Source organism: Candidatus Lokiarchaeota archaeon, assembly GCA_014730275.1.
Lineage (GTDB): Archaea > Asgardarchaeota > Thorarchaeia > Thorarchaeales > Thorarchaeaceae > WJIL01.
In genome coordinates, this window is sequence record WJIL01000089.1 from 29,009 (window position 1) to 47,352 (window position 18,344).

Here is an 18,344-nt window from a genome sequence, read left to right on the forward strand (position 1 = left end):
TCTCTCCTTGGCAAGATCCATCAGTAGATGCGTGAATAGCTGCGATAGTCGAGTTCAAGAGCCTCTAACCGTTCTAGCAGGGTACCACCAACAATGAGCCTGCACTCTCTAAGCTCGTCTATGGTCTTCGTGCCAAGCAGGTACATGCTGACATGTATGGATTCAATCATCTGATTTAGAAGTCCAATGATATCGTCTGAAGTCCCATTCACAGCAGCTTCGAGCAATGGATGAGCCAATCCCGCTGCGATAGCTCCTAAAGAGATGCACTTCGCCACTTCCAAGCCGCTTCTGATTCCTCCCGTTGCCATAATCGGAATCTCTGTCGCCTCTTGAGCCATGATAAGGCTCAAAGCGGTTGGAATTCCCCAGTCCCAAAATTCCTGTCCAAGATGTGCCTTTGTGGGGTCTTCCTCACGCAAGGCCCTGTAGTATTCCACAGCAGACCAACTCGTACCTCCAGCACCACCTACATCAATAGCTGCTACTCCAGCTTCCTGAAGAGACCGGGCAGCATTAGCAGAGACACCCGCACCTGTTTCTTTTGCAATAACTGGAACATCAACAGCATCGACTATCTTGCGTATGCTCGAAAGAACACCACGTGAATCACAATCGCCCTCTGGCTGGATAGCTTCTTGGAGTGTGTTGAGATGAATGGCCAGAAAATCCGCATCAATCATCTCAACTGCATCAGGGGCCTCACGAACATGTGTAGCTCCGATATTTGCAATAACGGGAACAGAGGGGGCACTATCCCTGACAACTCTGAAAGTATCTACGAGTGATGGATCTTCCAGGGCGGCACGTTGACTTCCAACACCGATTGGTAAGCCTACTGCTTCAGCGGCTTCGGCAAGCCGTTTATTGATATCATAAGTGTCCGGGTGGCCGCCAGTCATGGCCGCTATCACAATCGGAGCTGCAGCTTCAACACCAATGAAATCAACTGTCAGATCGATATCTGCCTTGTTGATTTCTGGAACCGCATTATGAATGAAGGATACATCTTCCAGGAGTGTTGAATGAGTATATTGAACATCCTTCTCCAGACAGATTTCAATGTGTTCCAATTTTCTCTTCCGTGTTGCTCTAGCTTCAGGTGAACCCAACTTCGTATCGTCTTTGTGTGTGGATTGGTCTTTCGCCATGCATGATTCTCCTAACAAACAACTCAATACGTTCATAGATAGCGGTTTTGGTTCTAGGAAACTAGTATTCAGTAGCAGCAAAGGTGAACTTGCGCCATGCGAAGCCTTTATCCAAGATTGCAGTCAAGTATAGCGAGGAGTCAACTATGGACGAAGAAGAAAAATATCGGCTAGAGGAGGCCGATGAAGAGAAATCAAAGACAGGTATCGCGAAACCCCTTCCACAAAAACCAAAGAGAGGGGGAAAGGCCATAGTTAATTTCCTTGGATTTTCCATAGCTGAAAATCGAAGAGACATGATTGTGTTTATCATAACGCCAATCATAACAGCACTTGTAGATGCCGCAATCTATGCAAGGATAACAACGGACATGCTTCCAGACAGCCAAATCTACATATTTGCAATTCCAATGCTTGCTGCCATTCCCATTGGGCTGTTGCTCCATAGAGCTGGTAGGGCCTTGATTGGAGGATTTTTATCTGCAGTGTATTTCGCGATAATATACATCCTCTTTCTGGTCAGCCCTGCATTTTACGATCCGAATACAGGTGTAGGTGATTTCTTTATTTCCGCGGGTGCCATAACAGCTGGCTACTTCTTTTTCGTAACCATGGCATCCCTACTAGGAGCTTTTGTCGGATTGCTATTGCGAGAATTCTTCTAGGAATTCAAGAATAGGTAAGTTTTACAAGAATCCCAAAAAACAAGGCGGAAAAGTACAAGAAATCGGTAAGACTTCCCTGAAGAGTTCTTACCACCCACGCGGGGCGTTTACTAATGCCCGTATGAGACTTCGTTTCAGTAGGTCTAGGGCGGTGGGGCACTCCCCCACGGGAGGAACCCCGTTCCAGTAAACGTGGACAAAGCCCCTGTTAACTCACGGGCCTATGGGTACCGTAAGGATAGTGACGCTAGCAGTTTCATGCAGTTGCTACAACTGAAAGAAATAGGTTGTGAATGCAGCTACTGCACAAGAAATAAGGGCAGTCTCATTAACGTTGCCTTGAGATGTCACGAAATCTAGCCTACCCCTACTCAGATGAACTCCTAAATTACGAGTTTAGTAAGACCCATCCATTGAAGCCTGAGAGACTCAAACTTACGCATCTTCTTTCAAGAATGAAGGGATTACTGGATAGCGTTGATATTATCAGGCCGGGTGTGGCCTCAAGAACTGCTTTGGAGCTATTTCACACCAGTGATTTCATTGAAGCTGTGAAGAAATGCAGTGTTGGTTCTTGCAGGAATGTTAGGTATGGGCTTGGTATTGCTGACAATCCTGTTTTCCCAAAAATATACGAAGCAGCTTCCCGGTACGTAGGGGCAACCCTGGAAGGGATGAAACAGATAATCGAAGGATATGAAAAGGCATTCTGTATCTCTGGAGGGCTTCATCATGCACAGAGAAGCGAAGCCGCTGGATTCTGCATTTTCAATGACGTCGTCATCGCCATCAACTATCTACTGAAAAAAAGAGATTGTAAAGTGCTATACTTCGATTTTGATGCCCACCATGGTGACGGTGTACAAAATGCATTCTATCGGCAAGATAATGTCCTCACTATCTCTATCCATCAAACGGGGAAGACGCTCTTTCCAGGAACAGGTTATGTCTACGAGATTGGAGCCGGTGATGGTCTCGGGTATTCTGTCAATATTCCGCTCCTACCAGGAGCAGGATCATCCGAACTCATCAAGGTATTCAATGAAGTTGTTGTTCCTCTATTCAAATCATATGAACCTGATCTCCTAGTCAGCCAACTGGGTGTAGACGGGCACTACATGGACCCATTGGCTCATCTGACATATACCACCTACGGCTATGAAACAGTTTTGAACAAATTCAAGGCTTTACAAGAGGAATGCTGTGATATGGGATGGTTAGCAGTTGGCGGGGGTGGTTATCACCCAATCAACGTAGCGCGGCTCTGGACACTCTTCTTATCAATCATAGCCGGTCAAGAGATTTCATCAGACATTCCCCGCTCCTTCAAGAATAAATGCTCGGAAATGGGATTTGACCGTTGCCCAACATCGATGCGAGATGAAACGAAGGTGATACAGATGTACAATTCCAGAGAAGACATTGAACTGGATTTGGAGAGAGCTTTAAGACGGGTGAGAGAGATGGTCTTTCCACATCACGGCTTGGACTAAACTACCGTAACTGACTATCAATCCATTTCTTCACCATTTTTGTTGCCAAATCTGAAGCAGCCGCCATTATGACAGAATCAGCATCTTCTGACAGAAGCGAAGTAGGATCTACACCCGACCGAGCAGTTCGTAGGAGTGTGGGCAAACAGAGAAGGCCAAGGGCTTCTATAATCTTAGCAGGATTCTCTCCCGTAACTTTCATTTCTTCACCCAAGACCTGGACAGGCAATAGTTTTGAATCAGGATCAAGTAATTCAATGAGTGTGTCCTCAGGACATTCAATTATTACCTCGGGATCTGTGCAATCCTTGTAAACATGGGACTCTCCCCCTGTGAAGACAAATGTGAATTGCTTGGAGGTCTCTACGGTTTTGAAACATATGTCTAAATCCTGAAAGGAGTCTTCAGCCAAATGCATGTAATGCTTGAATTTGGAATCAGACATCTTGTCGATTGCTGTCGCATCTTCAACACTGACATTCATTGCAGCTTTGCATCCATCCACGACAGGCCCCAAATACTCCATGAGCATGTATGAGTCTTCGTTGGTTTCGACTGAGAGAGATTTCAGGCTCTCCTTTAAACTCATAGGCTCTCCAGATTCACTCAATATCATTCACAGCTCAAGTGGATATTACACACATTGTTTATCAATCATTGCGCATAGTCAGGTGTATGACCACCGATATTCACACTCACCTGGGCAGGAACCGCATGGAGTACGCCAGTGTGGATAAGCATAATCTAGCCGAGCATGTTGATACCCATATCCAATACATGGATCTCTTTGGTATAGAACGGGCGGTCTTGACACCCGTGGAACCAAACATATCAACCAATCTCTACAAAGAGGCTGCAGCAATATATCCGGACCGTTTCTTTTGGGCATGTTCATTATTACCGAGACCAATGAATCTTGCACAAACGAGGCTTAAGGAATACGAAGAAGAAGGTTGCATGGCGCTGGTCTTGGATGAATCTCAGTATCATCCTGACGATCCGGCAGTCCACATATTGATTCAGAAGGCAATCCAACTCAATCTTCCCGTCTTTTTTCATCAAGACTCTGTAACTTCGAAGACTGCAGCATTTATTGATGAGATATCAAGAACCTATGAGAATGGCAAATTTGTTGTCTTACAAATGGGCGGAATCTTTGGTTTTCAGAATCTGCTTCCAATCATACGGAGAAAAAACATCTGGCTTGAAATATCAGTCACCCTTGCACGTCTGGTAGAGTCACCGCTTCGAGTATTCCTTGATGCTCTCATTCAGGACATGGGCGTTCGAAGCCTGGTTTATGGATCAGAGCATTGGAGCGAATATCCGAATCTTTCTGCCGCCATGAATATGATCGACCTAAATGTTGAAACGAACCGTGCAATACGAAAGCAAAACGCCCGTGAGATTATTGGTTTAGCAGCCTATTAGAACCAGATCCGAATCTTTTGCCTGGAAACTATTGAAAACCCCATTTCGCAGAATTATCATCGGCCCATCCAAGGGCAAATATCTTTTTATTAATACAGAAATTTTTCATATATTCATACTATTTAACATTATATAATAGAAAGTAAGTAACAAGAAACAGGTTATCCAGATGAAAGTGGAAAATCTGAATCTCAAAGAACAACTCGACTTCAATCCGGAAGACGGTATTCTCAAACTAGGTGGTCAAAGAATGGTGATCATGCCGGCTGATTCAATCGGGCAGTTGATTGGATTCATCATGCGAATAGGCGACGAAAACATGGTTCATATGTTTCTGTTTGAAATGGGAGAAGAAGCTGGACGCAGAGACGCAGAGAACCTGAAGAAAGAATTTCCGCCCGATACGGACATGGATTGGGCAGGTCTAGGACCCACTATCCACTCCTGGGAAGGCATAGTCAAGGCAGTTCCCGAGGAAATCGAAATAGATCGTGACAAGCCATACACACACTGGAAAGGCACCTGGGACAATTCGTTCATCGCGGATCAGTGGCTGGATCGATTCGGTGAATCTGATGAGGCAGTATGCTCGTTGCTTACAGGCTATGCTCAAGGATATTCATCAATCGTTGTTGGCGAAGAGACCGAAGCACGGGAACCAATGTGTAGAGCAAAGGGCGATGATAAGTGCATGTTTGAAATCAAACTCAAAGGCGATTGGGAAGAATAGTGCCAATCTGTGAGATATCCAAGAGGGTATCTCGCAACCTTTTTCTTTTCCACCAAGCTAGCGAATTCCTGTATCCTGTAGTCCCCCCGTTTTCATTACAATTGTCGTACAATCTTTAACAGGATTTTCATAATATTGTATTAATTTAGTAATATTACATATATTAGTACAAATTAACGTTATATAGAGGATTTCTTTTGGTTAGGCTATAGAGGTCCATTCAAAATGAAAGCAAAAGACTTGAACCTAAAGACTGAACTCAACTTCAACCCTGATGAAGGGATCCTCAAACTTGGGGGCCAGAGAATGGTTATCATGCCCGCTGATTCGATTGGGCAGTTGATTGGATTCATCATGAGAATCGGTGATGAGAACCTCGTTCACATGTTCCTACACGATATGGGTGTTGAAGCCGGACGCAGAGACGCAGAAAACTTGAAGGAAGAATTTCCACCGGATACGGATATGGATTGGGCAGCCCTAGGCCCCACTATTCACTCTTGGGAAGGTATCGTCAGGGCAATTCCTGAGGAAATCGAAATAGACCGTGAGACGCCATATACATACTGGAAAGGAACATGGGATAACTCGTTCATCGCGGATCAGTGGCTGGATCGATTCGGTGAATCTGATGAGGCTGTGTGCTCACTGCTTACAGGATATGCTACAGGTTACTCATCGGTCGTCGTTGGTGAAGAAACAGAAGCACGGGAACCGATGTGTAGAGCAAAGGGCGACGATAGGTGCGTGTTTGAGATCAAACTCAAGGGCGATTGGGAAGATTAGAAAAACACAATGAGATGTCCGAGAGGATGTCTCACCCACCACCTCGTTATTTATTCTTTTTTTGCTACGATTCGTGAGGTTCTTTCCTGATACTTATGGGTCCATTTTGGCGAATGATGATTTGCGGCCTAAATCATTTTTACTGGAGATCTAGTCCACGATGAGGAATGCATTTTCGTATCAGTTCACTCAGCTCTTCTCTGCTGGGAAGACCAGTAATCTGTGTGTTTCCAATCATCAGTGTAGGGAGTGCTACTATGTTCTCCTTCTCGCAGTCCTCAATTGACTTGTCAATAATCCGAATATTGTAGCCATAATAGGAAAGCTCCTGAGCTACACTCCGCACAAGCTTCATTGTTTCATCATGAAACATACAAGCATCGTTGGAAAAGACCTGCATCTTGATGGATTCCTCGTTCTTGATAGATTCAAGCGGATACAGCTTGTTTGGTTGATAGACCGACGGTTCCATTCTCATGGTGATGTGCTTCCTTTCTATTCGGCGTACTTAGGAGGCTTGAGTCGAATTTGTTGTTTGACAGAATGAACGGCGCGAAGGGGGATGGTCTCCCAGCTCATGCTATTATTCCTAGTTGATGGTCTTTCAACAACAACCAATGGTCCATGTTCCTCATCAAACCAGACACGTTTCACTCGACCGATTGGAAACCCGCGAAAATCACAAACGAGTTTATTCTTCAGAAGCCAGTTGGTGTCGTCGCTTGTCATTGCTCCTCAGTATCTCGATAAGAAACAAGACTAAGAGCCTATGTAAGACGAGGATTAGGCCGCAATAACACTAAGTTTGCGATATTAAGCTTCCATGTCTTCCTCATAGCCCCAGTCGACTATGGCCTCTTCTCCCGTTTTCATCAGACTTCCGCCAACACAATAACCAATCATGCACATGACAAGACCAATGATATTCAAAGAGCCACCGGTTACGATGAACAATCGTGAGTCGCTGACTTGCTTGTAACCAATATCTATGATTGTGGGGCCTTCAACATTGTCAAGGATTATGGTGTAGTTTCCAGGCTCCAAAGAAACGACAGACCGATCAACATACTTGGGCGGATCACTGTCTTCTATCCGGTCTTCATCATCCAGAGTCATGTTGATTACTTTCGTCTCCGAAGTTACATTGTTGATAATCACGAAATCCACTTGCATAACATTGGATGTCACATTCTCGGCATTGATGCTTACTGAAGCCTCAAACTCTGGATAGTAGCCAGAACGATCCCATATTTCAAATGTACCAACATGTCCTTCTCTTGCCATCAACCCAACATAATGGTAAGGAGCTGATAATACGATTGCTCCACCAAGCAGAATCACAAAGGCACCACCAAAATACAAGAATGCCTTCACTTTGTTAATCCGGCTACTCATCGGTAATCACATGGTTTGATGTAAATTGAACATTTAATCTTAGTGAACTCCGTGATGAAACATTGAAATTGAATCTGGTCGCCAACGTAGGAGAGACGAATATCGAGGACTATCTATGGCTCAATTTGATGCATTTGCTAGTGTGCAAGAAAAGATAGCATCCACGTCGAGTACGAATTCGAAAGCAGATTTCCTTTCTGAGTGGTTCAAATCTCTCAGTCCTGATGGAATCGGGACTCGCCCTTCGATTTGCCAGAATTATTTCCATTAGAGAAGATAAGGGCCCCGAAGATGTCACAAATATTGGTCAGCTTCGATGAATATTCGATAAGCAATTCAAGTATGAAGCCAGAAGCCAATGACTTCGGTTTGTGAACTAAAAGAATTGCAAGGTAGGCTTAAGAGGGTCAAAGTGAATAATCGATTGGGAGCTCGCCGCAATGATGGAGGAACCAGATTCGGGCAAATCCAATTTGAATCCGTACCTCAGATACTATGTACATGGCTTGCTATGGTCGATTATTCAGCAAGTTCTTGGAATAGGATGGTTAATCATAGTTATTCCTTTGATTCAAATCGGCCTTCTCTTTGGTTTGATACTCGGTTTCGCATTGCTATTCTATGGTATGGGGTATCTAAATCAAGGATTGATTGGAATCATATGGAATGGGAATCAAAGTGAGGATTGGAAGGTTGTTGTTTTTCACGGCTTCACGCTTTTTCTTATCCTAGCTACCTTGCATATACCCCTGAGCCTCTTCTTTGGTCCGTTAGTCCTCGCACGGACTTCGGGTCTTCCAGGTGCCATAGTTTTCATGATATTCGCCTTCCTAATGTACCCGATTGCAGATGGTCTTATTGCCAAAGGCGTAGGAAGTGCGTTTGTAGATGATGAATCTTCAAAGGGCTATTTCCCTACTGTTAATCGCCCTGAAGACATTGAAAGAGAGGCTGGGCCCCTTACCAAATGCCCATACTGTGAAGAGTTGTTTCCCTATAGAGATGATCACCTTTCTGAAGATGGTATAGCAACATGCCAACACTGTGGAGCTTCAATAAAGGATCCTCGTTATGAGTAAATCTAGTGTTGTGCACTCCAACAGAGAATCGAGGAAGTGGGGCTAGGATAAGAGAAGTAACTAAAGTGGAATTCATTTTGCAGTAGATACTGAGACAATGAAGGCGAAAATGGAGTAGTTTAATACTTGCAGGGTTGAACTTATCGATATGCTTTAGATTACGTGTAGGAGGAAACTAATGGGCAAAAAGGGAAATCCCCCTCTCTCTTCGCTCGTTCCCAAGCACCATTTTGCCGGTTTAAGCTTCTTCCGACAACCTCCCCTGGTAAACTGGAAATTCACCGATTCTGTTCTTTTCACGGCTTATGATTTCTATCGAACAAGCAGTTTTTGGGTAGAAAGAGTGATTCGCCAAGGAATGACGCTCAAGCAAGCTCTAATCGATATGGGCTTTCCAAAAGAGAACAGATCACTGGCCGATACCGGAGTGTTCTCGATAGAAGCCAGAAAAGCTGGAATTGCTAGGGAGTTAGGTATTGAACCCGATATTGAGCTAACAAATGAACAAATTTTCCATGCCTATTCGGTGTCCGGTGCGGACCTTTTTGTATCGCCGGACGAAATCGTTGTTCCCGATGATGGGAAAGAAGAAGTCAATGAGAAAATATCGACAATCAAAGACAATTTCCTTGACCTACTGGAAATCGTACCCCCATCTAAAGTTCTGGCTGTGATTCAGGCCCCAGATGAACCGACCGCCCAAGAACTGTTTGATTTCTACAAATCACACGGAATCACAACATTTGCTGCTGGTGGACTGATCCCTTTGTGGAAATCAAGCGCTAAGAAGCTTCGAGACATGTTGCAGTACATCAGGGAACTCACCGATGGCTACTGGCTCCATGCCTTCGGACTCCCACGAATCAGGTTACTGCCCTACTACATTCATATGATTGGCATTGATTCTGTTGATAGCAGCATGTTGCTGTATCTATCAGCCAAAAAGCGTTACCTAGAAGGGTTGAAAGCTATACCCGTTCGCAAAGCCGATTTCAGCAAATGCCAGTGTTCCGGATGTTCCAGTATGAAAAAGAAACCAGTTGCTCACAGCTATCAGTTCTTCATAAATCTCTATATCCACAACGTTCACGCTGCGACAAACTTAGCTTTGGAATCACAAGAAAAGTCCAAACTGGATAATTATATTGACAAGGTTGCTGAATATAGACAAAAACGACGAAAGAAGAAAGAGACTCGGCAGAAGCGAAAAATACCACAAAACGCATGGATGAACGCCAAGACCCTCCATCGAGAAAAATACATGACTAAAAAGAAGAAAGTGGATTCCAAAGAGAAAGCAAAACGCAGACCGTAGGCTTTATAGGCCTCTCTTGTCCGCAAAATCATGTATAGCTGGTGTGACCGAAAATGTGGTTCGAAATTAGTTTAATCCCCTTTGTTGTAATCGTCGTGCTGTTCGTTATCTTCTTTATCGTTCAGGAAGGTACGACTTGGCAGAAACATAAATATCTGGGTCCATTCGCAAGATTCATTCAAGCGTCAGCAGCACGAGGGTTCTTCACCTTTCTCATTCTAACCATAATGAGTATTCCAGCAGTCCTTGGTGTAATGCAGGGATTCTGGATTGATCGATTCATAAGTGGTAATTTGCCATCAGGAAACACATTTGTTGTCAATACTCTGCTCCTTATGTTTCTGATTTTGGCGATGATGCTCCCTGTAATGTGGGGTAGATTCAGAGCCTGGCGTCAAGCTGTTAGAGCCAAGTCAGAAGTAAAAATCAGATCTTCAACGTAGAAAGTCCGGCAACCACAGCCGGCTTTCTAGTCGGTTTGATTGGAATCTAGCACAGCTATGGATTACAATTCACGCCAGCTGTATAGGTTTCTCAAATACATCTAATATATAGTGTATCCGTACTTTTGTTGTCTGAGAAAGAGACTGATTGCTATCCAATCAGATTCCATGTTTTAGTATCAAGAGCAAACGTTTATTATGGATTTTAACAATTGTTAACATATTCTGGGGATATGCCGTTGGATGCTAAAGAACACAGAACAACAAACAAACTCATCAACGAAACTAGCCCGTACCTACAACAACATGCACATAATCCAGTAAATTGGTACCCTTGGGGCGAAGAAGCCTTCAAGAAAGCCAAAGAAGAGGACAAACCAGTTTTCCTTTCAATTGGCTATTCCACCTGTCATTGGTGCCATGTGATGGAAGAAGAATCATTTGAGGATGAAGAAGTCGCCGATTTGCTCAACGAGAACTTCGTATCAATTAAGGTGGATCGTGAAGAAAGGCCTGATATCGATGGACTGTACATGCAGGTAGCTCAGATGATGACTGGAAGAGGAGGATGGCCATTGACAATCGTGATGACTCCAGGCAAGGACCCATTCTTTGCTGCCACCTATATTCCGAAGGAATCTCATCACAGCAGGCTTGGAATGGTCGACCTTCTTCCAAAACTGGCTGAAGTCTACGAGACCGAACATGAGAAGATAGAATCCACGATAGCGAAGGTGAAAACTCGTCTGAATCAGATGCAGCAAGGAGTCTCCAGTGATATCCCAGATAGAAGCGTAATCGACGCTGCAACAGGGAAACTTTCAAACAGATTCGATGAAGACCACGGGGGTTTCGGAGTGGCCCCTAAATTCCCATCTGCCCAGAATCTAATGCTGCTCCTTAGATCTTGGAAGCATAATGATGACGAATGGCATCTGCATATGGTTGAGAGAACATTACAACAAATGAGGAAAGGAGGTATCTATGACCAGATTGGATTCGGCTTTCACAGATATTCAACAGATAGGAAATGGCTACTACCTCATTTCGAGAAAATGCTTTACGATCAAGCGATGCTAGTCTATGCCTTAATTGAGACATATCAAGCAACAAGCAATGAATACTATGCTGACATAGCAGCAGAAACCATCGAGTATGTACTAAGAGAAATGACATCAGAGGAGGGGGGTTTCTTCTCGGCTCAGGATGCAGATAGTGAAGGAGAAGAAGGAAAATTCTACATTTGGTCAATTGATGAGACAGAATCGATTCTAAACAAACAAGAATTCGAAGTTGCTACGCAGTTATACGGGATTCAGGAAAAAGGTAATTTTCTCGACGAGGCCACCCGAAAGAAAACAGGCAAGAATATTCTCCATGTCAACAAAGAGTCAAAGGAAGTAGCAAAGGCGCTCGGAATCGACGAAAACGAGATTCAAGATACTATTCAGACCATAAACACGAAGCTACTACGGCGTAGAAAAGAGAGAGTTACCCCTCTCACCGATGACAAGATACTCGTAGACTGGAATGGGCTTATGATTGCTGCATTGGCTAAAGCCGGAAGAGTACTGAACAATTCTAAGTATCTAGAAGCAGCCAGAAAAGCAACAGATTTCATACTGAAGGAGATGAGAACAGAAGAAGGAGGGCTATATCATCGGTATCGTCAATCCGAAGCTGACATAGATGCCTACTCTACTGATTATGCATTTCTAGTGTGGGGCTTGATTGAGTTGTATGAAAGCACGTTCGATCCAAATTACCTCTCGATATCAAAGCAGCTTCTGACATTTTTGGAAACACATTTCTGGGATGAAGACAATGGAGGTTTCTACTTGAGTGCTGATTTCTCAGAGGAGCTTATGGTAAGACAGAAACCAGCATTTGACGGTTCACTGCCCTCAGCTAATTCTGTTGCAGCCTATGTCTTCCTGCGGCTTGCGAGACTGCTGGGAAATTATGAATTGGAGAATGTCGCAGAAGAGATTCTAGCTGCTTTTGGGAAACAAATAGAGGCAAGACCTACTTCACACACAATGATGCTGGTCGCGCTCGAGTATCTTCTGGGCATGTCACGAGAAGTGGTTTTGGTTGGAACACGCAATAGCCAAGATCTACAGGCGATGATTAGCGCACTTCAGCAAAAATTTCTGCCTTCAGTTTCGGTACTCGTCAAGGATGATGAAAGCATCTCAGAAAAGCTTGCTTCGGTTGCCCCATTTACAGAACACTTTGATTCTGTCAATAAGCAGGCAACAGCCCACGTTTGTATTGATCAGAATTGTAAGCTTCCAACAACCAATCTCGATGAGATGCTGTCCTCAGTAAAAGCCAAGTAACATTGGAGAAATGTAGGAAAGTGTAGCGGTAAGTCCGGTTCAGTTTCTCTAAATCCACAAGATATATTGGGTGGATGAAAAACTTGAATGGACAAGTATGCGGGCGGCGGTTTACGCTGAGACTGATTATTTGTTATCTAACAATAGGCCCTCAAACAGAATCTCCCATCAGATGTGATACCCAATGAACATCCGTCGGAAAAGCGATGGCAAACCGGGATTCACCTTTCCATTGCCGACGTATTTCCTGGCTAAACTCGTGCATAGTTATCCCCAAGTTGGAGATGCCCTACATGGTTTAGAATCGCGATACTTGAATTCCAAATTGACAAAAACTAGAATCAAGAAGCCAATCTATGTAGTAGGACTCGCGCGAGCAGGCACTACAATTACGACACAGATGCTTGGGGAACATAACAAGATAGCAACGCACACATATCTGAACATGCCTATGCCATATCTTCCCTACTGGTTTCGAAGGCTGGTGAGTAATACATCAATCATGACACAGCCAACCGAAAGACTCCATAAGGATGGACTTATGGTAACCAGGGATAGCTCAGAAGCCGTTGAAGAAATATTCTGGCAGAGATACTTCCAAGAAACACTGGAGGAAGATAAATCCAGCATTGTCAAATATAATGGGGGCGATACGGCATTTGAGAGATTCTACAAGAGCCACATTAAGAAACTCTTGCTGTCTCAAGGAGCTAGTCGATATGCCTGCAAGAACAATTACAATGTTGCTAGAATGAAGTATATACAGGGTTTGTTTCCTGATGCGAAATTTGTCATTCTTGTAAGGAATCCATTCAGCCATATCGCATCACTTGCAAAACAAGACATGGTCTTGGAACGACTAAGGCATGAAAACCCCCTTCTTCAAGATTGGACCAAAATAATCGGGCACAGAGACCTAGGCTCGTGGAAGATATGCATCAACTTGAACGATGGAGATACTGTAAGATCAATTAGGAAACTCTGGAGCGAAAATGACACATATGTCAAAGGATGGGCCTTATACTGGAGTCATATCTACCGACACATCCAAAACAGACTCCAGCATGATAAGAAGTTGAATAGGAACTCATTGCTCGTAAACTACGAAACACTCTGCAAATCACCAAAGCATGTGATAGATGGCATATTCAAGCATATAGAAATGAATGATAGAGACTTTATACGAGTGAGAGAGAAATATTCAGAATTACTACATGAACCCGGGTACTATAGCGTTGAATTCTCTGAGAAGGAGAAAAAGGATATCATAGACGCAACCGGTAGTACTGCAAGAGAATTTGGATATGATTTAGCCGTTTGAAGTGGACTAATGAACATACAATACGGTTTAGCATTCGGCTTGCTCGAAGAGTATGGATTAATTATGCCCTCGTTCTGACTGATAACACTAGCCTTAATACTCACGACAAAAAAGTCGCATTTGCGACACCTTGGATACCAAGCCAGAGTGCTGATTTCGATGACTAGCAAACGATACACAACAGTAGCTTTTCTTCTTGTAATGATAGGACTTCTTCCTGCGATAACTACAATCACAATCGACTATCAAGTCACCACTCAGATACGCGCAGCAAAGGGTCAGTTCGTCGACTCAGAGTTGCCGCTCATATTTCATGAAGGAACTGTGGAGAGCATATCAGTGGAGGAATATGAGTCGATTGACGAAGCGTTGACAGCACTCAATAACGGCGAAGCAGACATCTTCGGTCATCCGATTAATGATTCCGATTATTCACTTGTAGATTCATATCCTAATATTGAGAAGCAATGGGCGTACGACAACTGGATTTACACAATGGCCATCAATACCAGATTCTATCCACTGGAAAACGTCTATCTTCGAAGAGCCATCGCCTACGGGATTTCCAAACTAGATATCGCCGAAGACGCCATGAACAACACTGTCGAGCCAGTAGATTTTGCCACTCCTATCACCAACGAGTACTCAATAGAGCGTGGAGAAGGCGGTAGATACTACGAACACGACTTGGCAAACGCAACAGATATGCTTGCTTCTGCGGGCATGTTGGATGTTGATGACGATGGTCTAGTCGAGGCACCAAATGGTAGCGAGCTTTGTTTGGATCTCTGGTACCCGAATGATGTACCAGGACTTTTTGATACAGCGCTTCTGATTTCAAATAACTTGCTAGACATAGGAATTAACAACACTCCAATTGGTATGAGCAAATCGATTCTGCAGTCCGAAATCAGAAACCATAATCAGACATACAGTCTTGCGCTCTATCATCAAGAGCTTCCTCCGTATAGTCTTCAATGGATTTCAACCACATTCAAAGATGAAAACCGCTTTGTGCCGGGAGAGAACATTGCCAATATCGATAATAGCCAGCTGAACGATATAGCGGCAGAATACGAGGATAACCTAGAGCTCTCGAAAGTAGAAACAATTGGTCAGGAAGCCATGAGAACGGTCAGAGACTTGTGCCCGATTATACCACTTTTCGAAGAAGAATGGCTTTCAGTCTATTCCGATGTCAACTTCGATGGTTGGATAAATGAGACTAATAGCGGAAGCTTCAGCATATGGAACCCAATTTCTGTGCAACCTAAAGGTTCACGAAGTGAGCTCCGGATAGCAGTACTTCCTTCATTTTTCGGCGAATTTTTCACCTCGCTTAATCCTTTTGATTCCAGCTCCCCTATAGATCACAACTGGATTGCTAGAGACTTTTTCAATCCATATCTGTTAGTATTTGACAGCCCTCTCGCCACATTGCCAAATGGAAAACCAGTCCCAAGACATGCCACATATTGGGAGATGCTTTTTCTGGGCCAAATTCCAGATATCAACAGCAGCCAAGCGAGGGCTAGGTACTATTTGGATCCTTCTGCAAATTGGACGGATGGAGAACAGATTAATGGACAGGATTATAGTTTCACGTATTCCTACTACTCTAATTACTCACTGATAGAAAACGCGGGGCTTATAGATTCAGTGAAAGTTGCTGGAGATTACAAAGCCGGTGTTACATACAATGCCAAGGATATATTCGCGTATCGAAAGCTTGGTGAGCTTCCAATCCTCCCGCGGCACATTATCGAAGGCATGTCTCCAACCAACTGGAACTTGTCTGTGGATACTTTTGTTGGGTCAGGCCCGTATATGATTTCCAGTTTTAACCCGGGAGAATCATTAGTGCTTGAGAAAAATGCAAACTACTATCCAGCAGTTGATACCGAGCCACCTGTTCTTGTTTCCAAAACAGTAATTCCGGACGATCCTATACCCACTGAAAGCGTACTCATTCGCGTAATACTCGATGACAAGAGCAGAATCACGAATGTGACATTAGAATACATCTACCAAGTGGGCAATATCAATTTCACAGAATCCGAGTCCATGATTGAGACTCCTTCTGGTTTTGAGGGCACAATTCCGGCACGAGCAACAGCGACCTCAGTCTTCTATGAGATAAAAGCCACAGATTCTTGGGGAAACTCTGCAGTAATACTGAAGGGATCGTATGCACGTGCTATTGAGGGCAACAACAATGGAATTCAGACCACTCTGCTGGTTGCAATAGCTGTTATCGGGGTCATATCGCTCACTGTGGTGGTCATAGCTCTGAAGTACAGGAAGTAAGCTAGCCGGACTGGTGGTTTTTGGACCACCAATAGACTGCTAAGCCTACTGACACCAAACCAACAATGCCCAGGATTATGAAAGGTGCATAGACGATCAGCGGATTGTTTGGCCATATTTCAGAAAGTGTCTCACCAGCATGAAGCCATGAATCAGCTATGGCTTGCAAATGGGTAGTGATGTTTCTGAGATCTTCTTCAAAGACTGTAAGGGTTCCTTCCAAATCACTCGATTGATTGAGTTGAATCGACATGCTGCGAAACACATCTACAACATGACCCTCAGCAGCACTCTCATTTCCTGGAAATATTAGAGTCGAGTTATCGGATAATACTTCGAAATTGTCCAATGCGTCTTCTGCAAAACTGGTGAAGGCAGAAAGATTGTATTCACTAAGAAATGAAGGAAGAGTCGATAGTGCTTGACGATAAGATAGATACTGCAAAGTCACCTGTGTCTGCAATCCAAGTCCTATGAAATTCAATATTTGAGACTGTAACCTCGGTGCGTTTGAAGCTTCTGAGAAAATGCTAAGAAACTCTGATAGTCCTTCTGCTGTCAAATCACGTGCCAATTGCGAGAACGCTTTTGCACCATAATCAAACAGATAGGCACCTGCACTGTTAGGATCATATGAGGACCCCACACCAAGTAAACGATCGCGGACATAAGGACCAAGTCGCTCTGCAATATCAGCAGTAGCACCTTCCTCGTTTGGTTTCAGTAGCATGCTTACGTAATACCTGTTACTCCATGCTTTGTTGAGAGACGTGTATGTAATTTCGGAATAGTTGCCTCTTCCATCTTCAGGATAACTACGGTTCTCACCAAAGGAACCTACTCCTGGATCCAGAATTGTTGCCTTTCCTTCTGCATCATCATAGCCAACTATGACCACAGCATGTGCCCCTCCTGTCAAACCCTGTTCTCGAAGAACATCATAATCGGCTGTTGGTAACCACGAAGGGTCAACACTTGCAACAACAGGATATCCTGTATCAATCGCTCGCCGCATAAGGTCAAAAGCGGCAGACTGCCCCTTAAGCAAACCAACTGATGTCCCTTGACTCCTCCAAACCTCCGCTTGGTCTTCAGCTCCTGCCAACTCCTCAGAAAGATACACGCTGAGATTCAGACCGTAAAGATCAGCTACGAACTGGGTAGGTTCAATTTGCTTATAGAGTACACCTGGAAACATTGTCAACGTATCATTGTATTTTATGTAAATGAAAGAGAATCCAGTCCCCGTCACTGAAAATAGGTCATACAAATCCAAATCCACATCAAGATAGTTTAGTACACTCGTCAAGGACGCCCAAGCGCAGAATCCGTTGATTTCCTGCCAAACATACGGAACGCCAGAAAGTAATTCAGATGAACCTGTCTGTGAAGTTACCGGATGAGCTGGTTCCGAGCGTGGGTGCTGAACCGGCGTAGAACCGATTACCAGAAGAATAATCAAGACGGTTGATACAACATGGCGCTTCATAGGAACTCTTGATTGAGGTTACTCAATTCATTTCATAAGGATGACGATGCTGCGGTTTGTCAGCTTTAGGTGAATCTACTAGGCTATTCCGCAAGTAGGTTATCGAGCTTCGATTTTGCCGCACGAATCTGTTGTATCGCTTCACAATCAGGGGCATAATCAAGTGGAGCTTCGCCTTTTCTCCCAGCAGCGCGTATTTTGTCGTCGTCCGGAAGGATTCCGATGAGAGAGAAACCTCCAGCAGTAGCCTCTTGCTGGATAAAGGCCTTGTCCTCTTGAGAACGAACCTTATTTCCAATAACGAAAACATTGTCATGGCCAATATCACCAGCGAGGCCCGAGATTCTATCAAGTGTTTCTATTGAACTCATGCTTGGTTCCACGACTACTATCAGGG

Annotated in this window: 18 protein-coding genes; 11 read left to right on the forward strand and 7 right to left on the reverse strand. The window is 44.0% G+C overall.

All coding sequences use genetic code 11. The features are described 5' to 3' along the window. Positions 1-20: 20 nt before the first annotated feature. Positions 21-1,151, reverse strand: a complete 1,131-nt coding sequence (locus GF309_10165; protein MBD3159140.1) for a type 2 isopentenyl-diphosphate Delta-isomerase — start codon at positions 1,149-1,151, stop codon at positions 21-23. A 146-nt stretch (positions 1,152-1,297) separates the two neighbouring features. Here GF309_10165 and GF309_10170 point away from each other — a divergent pair, with 146 nt between their 5' ends. Then, positions 1,298-1,816 (forward strand): hypothetical protein, encoded by a 519-nt coding sequence (locus tag GF309_10170; GenBank protein ID MBD3159141.1) that lies wholly within the window; start codon positions 1,298-1,300, stop codon positions 1,814-1,816. Between the two features lie 344 nt (positions 1,817-2,160). Next, positions 2,161-3,309 (forward strand): acetoin utilization protein AcuC, encoded by a 1,149-nt coding sequence (locus tag GF309_10175; protein ID MBD3159142.1) that lies wholly within the window; start codon positions 2,161-2,163, stop codon positions 3,307-3,309. Between the two features lies 1 nt (position 3,310). Here GF309_10175 and GF309_10180 read toward each other — a convergent pair whose 3' ends face one another. Next, positions 3,311-3,898 carry a hypothetical protein gene (locus tag GF309_10180; GenBank protein ID MBD3159143.1) on the reverse strand — a complete coding sequence of 196 codons (588 nt, stop codon included), beginning with the start codon at positions 3,896-3,898 and terminating at the stop codon, positions 3,311-3,313. Positions 3,899-3,984: 86 nt separating this feature from the next. On the opposite strand from GF309_10180, the gene GF309_10185 reads away from it, so the two are divergent. The 3 genes from GF309_10185 (at position 3,985) to GF309_10195 (ending at position 6,256) form a co-directional block, all read left to right on the forward strand. Further along, complete coding sequence (locus GF309_10185; GenBank protein MBD3159144.1) at positions 3,985-4,740, forward strand: hypothetical protein; 756 nt, start codon at positions 3,985-3,987, stop codon at positions 4,738-4,740. Between the two features lie 169 nt (positions 4,741-4,909). Next, a complete protein-coding gene (locus GF309_10190; protein ID MBD3159145.1) occupies positions 4,910-5,470 on the forward strand; it encodes a hypothetical protein in 561 nt (186 codons plus the stop codon). 225 nt (positions 5,471-5,695) lie between these two features. Further along, on the forward strand, positions 5,696-6,256 hold the full coding sequence (locus GF309_10195; protein MBD3159146.1) for a hypothetical protein: 561 nt from the start codon (positions 5,696-5,698) through the stop codon (positions 6,254-6,256). Positions 6,257-6,395: 139 nt separating this feature from the next. Here the strand turns inward: GF309_10195 and GF309_10200 are convergent, their stop codons facing one another. The 3 genes from GF309_10200 to GF309_10210 form a co-directional block, all read right to left on the reverse strand. Next, positions 6,396-6,734 carry a hypothetical protein gene (locus tag GF309_10200; GenBank protein MBD3159147.1) on the reverse strand — a complete coding sequence of 113 codons (339 nt, stop codon included), beginning with the start codon at positions 6,732-6,734 and terminating at the stop codon, positions 6,396-6,398. A gap of 17 nt (positions 6,735-6,751) precedes the next feature. Beyond that, on the reverse strand, positions 6,752-6,985 hold the full coding sequence (locus GF309_10205; protein ID MBD3159148.1) for a hypothetical protein: 234 nt from the start codon (positions 6,983-6,985) through the stop codon (positions 6,752-6,754). An 84-nt stretch (positions 6,986-7,069) separates the two neighbouring features. Continuing rightward, complete coding sequence (locus GF309_10210; GenBank protein MBD3159149.1) at positions 7,070-7,651, reverse strand: hypothetical protein; 582 nt, start codon at positions 7,649-7,651, stop codon at positions 7,070-7,072. A gap of 440 nt (positions 7,652-8,091) precedes the next feature. Between GF309_10210 and GF309_10215 the strand changes: the two genes are divergently transcribed. The 6 genes from GF309_10215 to GF309_10240 all read left to right on the forward strand — a co-directional run bounded on the left by GF309_10215 (position 8,092) and on the right by GF309_10240 (position 16,458). Further along, positions 8,092-8,730: a hypothetical protein gene (locus tag GF309_10215; GenBank protein ID MBD3159150.1), complete on the forward strand. Its 639-nt coding sequence runs from the start codon at positions 8,092-8,094 to the stop codon at positions 8,728-8,730. A gap of 178 nt (positions 8,731-8,908) precedes the next feature. Beyond that, on the forward strand, positions 8,909-10,045 hold the full coding sequence (locus GF309_10220; GenBank protein MBD3159151.1) for a hypothetical protein: 1,137 nt from the start codon (positions 8,909-8,911) through the stop codon (positions 10,043-10,045). 53 nt (positions 10,046-10,098) lie between these two features. Then, on the forward strand, positions 10,099-10,488 hold the full coding sequence (locus GF309_10225; GenBank protein MBD3159152.1) for a hypothetical protein: 390 nt from the start codon (positions 10,099-10,101) through the stop codon (positions 10,486-10,488). Between the two features lie 233 nt (positions 10,489-10,721). Continuing rightward, positions 10,722-12,830, forward strand: coding sequence for a DUF255 domain-containing protein (locus GF309_10230; protein MBD3159153.1), 2,109 nt, complete (start codon positions 10,722-10,724; stop codon positions 12,828-12,830). A gap of 184 nt (positions 12,831-13,014) precedes the next feature. Next, the gene (locus GF309_10235; protein MBD3159154.1) at positions 13,015-14,151 is read left to right on the forward strand and encodes a hypothetical protein; all 1,137 of its coding nucleotides are present in this window, start codon (positions 13,015-13,017) and stop codon (positions 14,149-14,151) included. Positions 14,152-14,310: 159 nt separating this feature from the next. Then, entirely contained in the window at positions 14,311-16,458 is a 2,148-nt protein-coding gene (locus GF309_10240; protein ID MBD3159155.1) for a hypothetical protein, read from the forward strand. 1 nt (position 16,459) lies between these two features. Here GF309_10240 and GF309_10245 read toward each other — a convergent pair whose 3' ends face one another. Both GF309_10245 and GF309_10250 read right to left on the reverse strand, forming a co-directional pair. Then, the gene (locus GF309_10245; GenBank protein ID MBD3159156.1) at positions 16,460-17,947 is read right to left on the reverse strand and encodes a hypothetical protein; all 1,488 of its coding nucleotides are present in this window, start codon (positions 17,945-17,947) and stop codon (positions 16,460-16,462) included. 83 nt (positions 17,948-18,030) lie between these two features. Continuing rightward, on the reverse strand, positions 18,031-18,318 hold the full coding sequence (locus GF309_10250) for a hypothetical protein (protein MBD3159157.1): 288 nt from the start codon (positions 18,316-18,318) through the stop codon (positions 18,031-18,033). Positions 18,319-18,344 lie beyond the last annotated feature (26 nt).

Excerpts from the sequence above, each read along its gene's own strand:
- GF309_10165 (MBD3159140.1), bottom strand. The coding sequence starts at position 1,151 with ATGGCGAAAGACCAATCCACACACAAAGACGATACGAAGTTGGGTTCA.
- GF309_10170 (MBD3159141.1), top strand. The coding sequence starts at position 1,298 with ATGGACGAAGAAGAAAAATATCGGCTAGAGGAGGCCGATGAAGAGAAA.
- GF309_10175 (MBD3159142.1), top strand. The coding sequence starts at position 2,161 with ATGTCACGAAATCTAGCCTACCCCTACTCAGATGAACTCCTAAATTAC.
- GF309_10180 (MBD3159143.1), bottom strand. The coding sequence starts at position 3,898 with ATGAGTTTAAAGGAGAGCCTGAAATCTCTCTCAGTCGAAACCAACGAA.
- GF309_10185 (MBD3159144.1), top strand. The coding sequence starts at position 3,985 with ATGACCACCGATATTCACACTCACCTGGGCAGGAACCGCATGGAGTAC.
- GF309_10190 (MBD3159145.1), top strand. The coding sequence starts at position 4,910 with ATGAAAGTGGAAAATCTGAATCTCAAAGAACAACTCGACTTCAATCCG.
- GF309_10195 (MBD3159146.1), top strand. The coding sequence starts at position 5,696 with ATGAAAGCAAAAGACTTGAACCTAAAGACTGAACTCAACTTCAACCCT.
- GF309_10200 (MBD3159147.1), bottom strand. The coding sequence starts at position 6,734 with ATGAGAATGGAACCGTCGGTCTATCAACCAAACAAGCTGTATCCGCTT.
- GF309_10205 (MBD3159148.1), bottom strand. The coding sequence starts at position 6,985 with ATGACAAGCGACGACACCAACTGGCTTCTGAAGAATAAACTCGTTTGT.
- GF309_10210 (MBD3159149.1), bottom strand. The coding sequence starts at position 7,651 with ATGAGTAGCCGGATTAACAAAGTGAAGGCATTCTTGTATTTTGGTGGT.
- GF309_10215 (MBD3159150.1), top strand. The coding sequence starts at position 8,092 with ATGATGGAGGAACCAGATTCGGGCAAATCCAATTTGAATCCGTACCTC.
- GF309_10220 (MBD3159151.1), top strand. The coding sequence starts at position 8,909 with ATGGGCAAAAAGGGAAATCCCCCTCTCTCTTCGCTCGTTCCCAAGCAC.
- GF309_10225 (MBD3159152.1), top strand. The coding sequence starts at position 10,099 with ATGTGGTTCGAAATTAGTTTAATCCCCTTTGTTGTAATCGTCGTGCTG.
- GF309_10230 (MBD3159153.1), top strand. The coding sequence starts at position 10,722 with ATGCCGTTGGATGCTAAAGAACACAGAACAACAAACAAACTCATCAAC.
- GF309_10235 (MBD3159154.1), top strand. The coding sequence starts at position 13,015 with ATGAACATCCGTCGGAAAAGCGATGGCAAACCGGGATTCACCTTTCCA.
- GF309_10240 (MBD3159155.1), top strand. The coding sequence starts at position 14,311 with ATGACTAGCAAACGATACACAACAGTAGCTTTTCTTCTTGTAATGATA.
- GF309_10245 (MBD3159156.1), bottom strand. The coding sequence starts at position 17,947 with ATGAAGCGCCATGTTGTATCAACCGTCTTGATTATTCTTCTGGTAATC.
- GF309_10250 (MBD3159157.1), bottom strand. The coding sequence starts at position 18,318 with ATGAGTTCAATAGAAACACTTGATAGAATCTCGGGCCTCGCTGGTGAT.